3 protein-coding genes are annotated in these 4,201 nt (G+C 41.8%); 1 reads left to right on the top strand and 2 read right to left on the bottom strand.

The window, feature by feature from the left end:
• Window positions 1-1,927 (top strand): two-partner secretion domain-containing protein (locus tag IQ229_RS15650; protein WP_228013499.1); only part of this gene is annotated, 1,927 nt, incomplete at its 5' end.
• Between the two features lie 173 nt (window positions 1,928-2,100).
• On the opposite strand, the gene IQ229_RS15645 is transcribed toward IQ229_RS15650, so the two are convergent.
• Complete coding sequence (locus IQ229_RS15645) at window positions 2,101-3,474, bottom strand: alpha-amylase family glycosyl hydrolase (protein ID WP_194045152.1); 1,374 nt, start codon at window positions 3,472-3,474, stop codon at window positions 2,101-2,103.
• Window positions 3,475-3,638: 164 nt separating this feature from the next.
• On the bottom strand, window positions 3,639-4,109 hold the full coding sequence (locus IQ229_RS15640; RefSeq protein ID WP_194045150.1) for a cupin domain-containing protein: 471 nt from the start codon (window positions 4,107-4,109) through the stop codon (window positions 3,639-3,641).
• Window positions 4,110-4,201 lie beyond the last annotated feature (92 nt).

Here is a 4,201-nt window from a genome sequence, read left to right as displayed (position 1 = left end):
AGGTGGTGGTCTACAAGTGCAGCAAGGCAAAACCTTGGCACTGATAGGCGGTGATCTAACGCTAGAGGGCGGAAATTTAACGGCAAGTGGGGGAAGAATTGAGTTAGGAAGTATTGCTGGCCCTGGCGTGATAGGGCTAAATGTCGATAGTAACAATCTGCGTTTGAGTTTTCCCAATAATGTACTGTTAGCAAATATATTGCTTACCAATGGAGCCAGACTTGACCTCAGTAGCAATGATGTCCAACTTCTAGCTAGGCGCATTGTGCTATTTGATGGTTCGGCAATTGTGGCTGATACTCTAGATATAAAACCGGGTGGAACGTTGACGTTGAATGCCTCTGACTCTGTGCAACTGATTGGTAGCGGTAGTTCTCCCACTCGCTTGTTGACCGCGACTACAAACTCTCAAAATGCCGGAAACTTGATCATTAATACTGGGAAGTTAATTGTGCAAGATGGGGCACGGATATCAACTGGTGTTTATGGTGCAGGTCAGGGAGGAAATTTAATTGTAAACGCAAGTGAGTCTGTAGAACTGACTGGCACATATATCAATAATCTGTTTGCAAGCGGCTTGTTTTCTAATAGTCTTGGCATCGGAGATGCCGGAGACTTGAGCATTCAAACTGGTAAGTTGATTGTGCGAGATGGGGCACAGATATCAACTGGTGTTAATAGTGCAGGCAGGGGAGGAAATTTAATTGTAAACGCAAGTGAGTCTGTAGAACTGACTGGTAGAAATGCCAATAATCTGTTTGCAAGCGGCTTGTTTTCTAATAGTCTTGGCAACGGAAATGCCGGAGACTTGAGAATTAACACTGGGAAGTTGATTGTGCGAGATGGGGCACGGATATCAACTGGTGTTAATGGTGCAGGTAAGGGAGGAAATTTAATTGTAAACGCAAGTGAATCTGTAGAACTGACTGGCAGAAATGCCAATAATCTGTTTGCAAGCGGCTTGTTTTCTAATAGTCTTGGCATCGGAGATGCAGGAAACTTGAGCATTCAAACTGGTAAGTTGAGTGTCCGGAATGGGGCTGAAATAAATGTGAGTAGTGGGAGAACAGGGAATGCAGGTAACTTACAAGTTGCGACTCGCTATATCAAGCTAGACAACCAAGGAAAACTTCTAGCTAATTCAGTAGTGGGTCGTGGAGGAAATATTACTTTATCAGTACGGGATTTACTGCTGTTGCAGCGTAACAGTGAAATATCTACTGTCTCAGGCACTGAACAGGCTGGTGGAGACAGCGGCAATTTCACGCTTAATATGCCAGATGGCTTCATCGTCGCCACTCCCAATGAAAATAGCGATATCATTACTAATGCTTTCACTGGTACGGGCGGTAAAATTACGATTAGAGCCTTTGGGGTTTTTGGTATGGTAGTGCGCGATCGAGAAGAATTGGTAAGATTGCTAGAAACCAACGATCCAAGCCGATTAGACCCACGTCGGCTGCCAACAAATGACATCACTTCATTTTCACAGACAGGCTCTTCCTTGGAAGGAACAACAGAACTACAGTTCACTAGAGTAGAACTACCCACAAACCTAGTAGATGCTTCCCAGCTATTTGACACTATCTGTAGCCCTAGAAGCAAGCAACAAGCTAATTCATTTATCATCACTGGACGCGGCGGTTTACCACCCAATCCCAAGGACATTCTCTCTCCTGACGCAGTGCAAGTAGATTGGGTAACTCTCAATCCCAGCACCAGAGAAGGCAAGAGTCCACCTGTTACCATCAAACCTACTACTGCTACGCCAAAACCCATTGTAGAAGCTACAGGGTGGGTGAGAAATGCCAAAGGGGAGTTGGAACTTACAGCGAATGCACTCACTAAGCCTCATGGTTTATGGCAGAACCCTGTATCTTGCCGTGCTGCTTCTTATCGCTCTTTCATTACTCTCAGAAAACAATAATCGAAGCAGAAAACTGAAACTATGATTAAATCAAGGTTTGAGGCTTTATTTTTGCTTCTGCTCAACTTACCTCCCCTGAGTCATTTTGTACTTTTTAGTCTAAAGTCCAGATAATAGCGTTGATGCCGTTGCGAAAAAACGGATAAAGTCGAGCTAAGAGCAGGAGGGAGCGTCTACACTTGACATTGATCAAAAGGTTCTCGAATAAAATAGAGTGCATCGCGTTTTTGAACTTCCATACCGCCTCTATTTCGACTTCCCCAACGAGTTATAAATTTTTTATTGCGATCGCGACGTTCAATCGCAACAGTAAAATTATTACGGAGTTCCCGATAACATCCATCCAAATTCGTCAAGGTCAAATCCAATGCTGGGATATTAAATTTATTCTCCCCTTTATTGACAACAAAGAATCCTTCACTGCCCCGCTCCATTAGCAATACAGTCGGACTATCAATTGCTGCTAGAACATTTTCTTTGGTATTTTTTCCCTGAGTTCCTCGTTGATGCATAATTTGGCGGAATTTGACACCATATTTGATAAAAGCAGCATCTCTATTATCCCAGTTGAGTATTAAAGGAGTGCCACTTTCTCTCGCCAAAATATAGGCTGTTGCCAAGAAAGAGTCAGAAGAATCGCTATAGGGGTTAATGGCATTAGAATTAATCTCGCGGATAGTATCGTGGTTTCTGCCAAAAGTGACGCTACGCGGATCGTTTATGGCTGTGGGAACTCGCAGAGAACGCAAATCTCCACCAAAGCTGAAAGCATTTTTCATTGAATTATAGAGAACAAAATCTGTGACAGCAGCAATCCAGTTATAATTTTCTGCATTGGTGTCGCTATCGGTGATTACCTCAAGATAATTCCATGCTTTTCCTTGACTTTGTTGATCCACATAGCTGATGTACTCTTTGACAACATCTGCTGGGATATGCTTGGCAGCATCAAACCGAAATCCATCAATTCCTAAATCTAGCAATTTTTTTAAATGAGCTTTTTGAATTGTTTTAACATTATTGGTAAATCTCAATTCAGGAAGTCCACCTAACCAACAATTAATTTCTGAATCTCTGTTGCCATCACTATAATTAATGTTACAAGATTTTTTCCCTGGACGGTTTGAGTCCGAATTAAAGTCATTTATAGAAAGACCTGAAAATTTAGTTAAATCTTCAAAATCATCATTGCCATCTAAATTAGCCATGTGATTGAAAACAACATCAGCAATCACTTTGACTTGACAACTGTGGGCTTTACTAATAAGGTTTTTTAAATTCAAGAGCGAACCTCTACCTTCGATAATGCTGTAGTTTACAGGTTGATAGCGTGCCCACCATTCTGAAGCGGGATTAGATTTTTGGGCTGGAGAAATTTGAATGTGAGAATATCCTTGCTTCCCTATTTCACATACAAACTTTTCGATATCAGTGTACTGCTGATCAAATGCATGGAAAATCGCAGAAGGTTTTTCTCCTGCTGATGTCTTAATTGGGTAAATACAAGTTGTGCAGATGACAACTGCACAGATGAAGATATTTTTCATGAAAGATATTACTGCTAAAACGTATTGTGTTTTACTATTAGTTTGCCAAGTTCCCTTAGCGGGGTAAAGGGTAAGGGGAAAGGTTTTAAATCCCTTAACTCTTGCCCTTTACCCTTTCCCCAGACCTCACAAGCTCGCTAAATGAAGAGTTTAAGACTAACTGCCTAACCAAATGCTTTAGCGTCCTTTCGATCGAAGATTTCCACAGAATCGCCACGTCGAATCATGCGTTTTCCCAGATGAGGAAAATCTGCAATTTCTACATCAAGATTTTCTCCTCCCATTAAGTAAACTAAGTTTTCCTCTCCTGTATTCCTGAGATGGTGGGCTACTGAAGGAGCTGGAAATGCCATAAAGTCTCCTGGGAAAACCTCAAATTCTTCTCCGTCGATTTCTGCAATCGCTTGTCCTGATAAAATATAAATCCATTCTTCCTCACAGTGGTGGGAATGGTAAACAAAAGATTCTTTCCCCACAGGAATGACAGCAAAGTTGACCCCAGTCCGCTTTAGCCCAACCGTGCGTCCCATATATGTCCCTGATATTTCCGAATTTGGATTCCAAGGGTGAGAGAAGGTCTGCATACTGTTGGCAATCTCTTCAGCACGCAAAATGAAAGATGTTTTGTTTGTCATATTTCTTTACTTTGTAAGTAAAATATTTCAGTAATCATTAGACCTCTTGCATAAATCAAAAATAAGAACCCCACCCCGCCAAAGCTACGCTT

Origin of the sequence: Nostoc cf. edaphicum LEGE 07299 (assembly GCF_015207245.1) — a bacterium.
GTDB classification, from domain to species: domain Bacteria; phylum Cyanobacteriota; class Cyanobacteriia; order Cyanobacteriales; family Nostocaceae; genus Nostoc; species Nostoc edaphicum_B.
The sequence above is the reverse complement of the archived record's forward strand: the minus strand, read 5'-3'. Positions and strand labels throughout refer to the sequence as shown.

What these genes read in the sequence shown, in the direction of transcription:
- IQ229_RS15645 (WP_194045152.1), bottom strand. Translation starts at nt 3,474, where the DNA reads ATGAAAAATATCTTCATCTGTGCAGTTGTCATCTGCACAACTTGTATT.
- IQ229_RS15640 (WP_194045150.1), bottom strand. Translation starts at nt 4,109, where the DNA reads ATGACAAACAAAACATCTTTCATTTTGCGTGCTGAAGAGATTGCCAAC.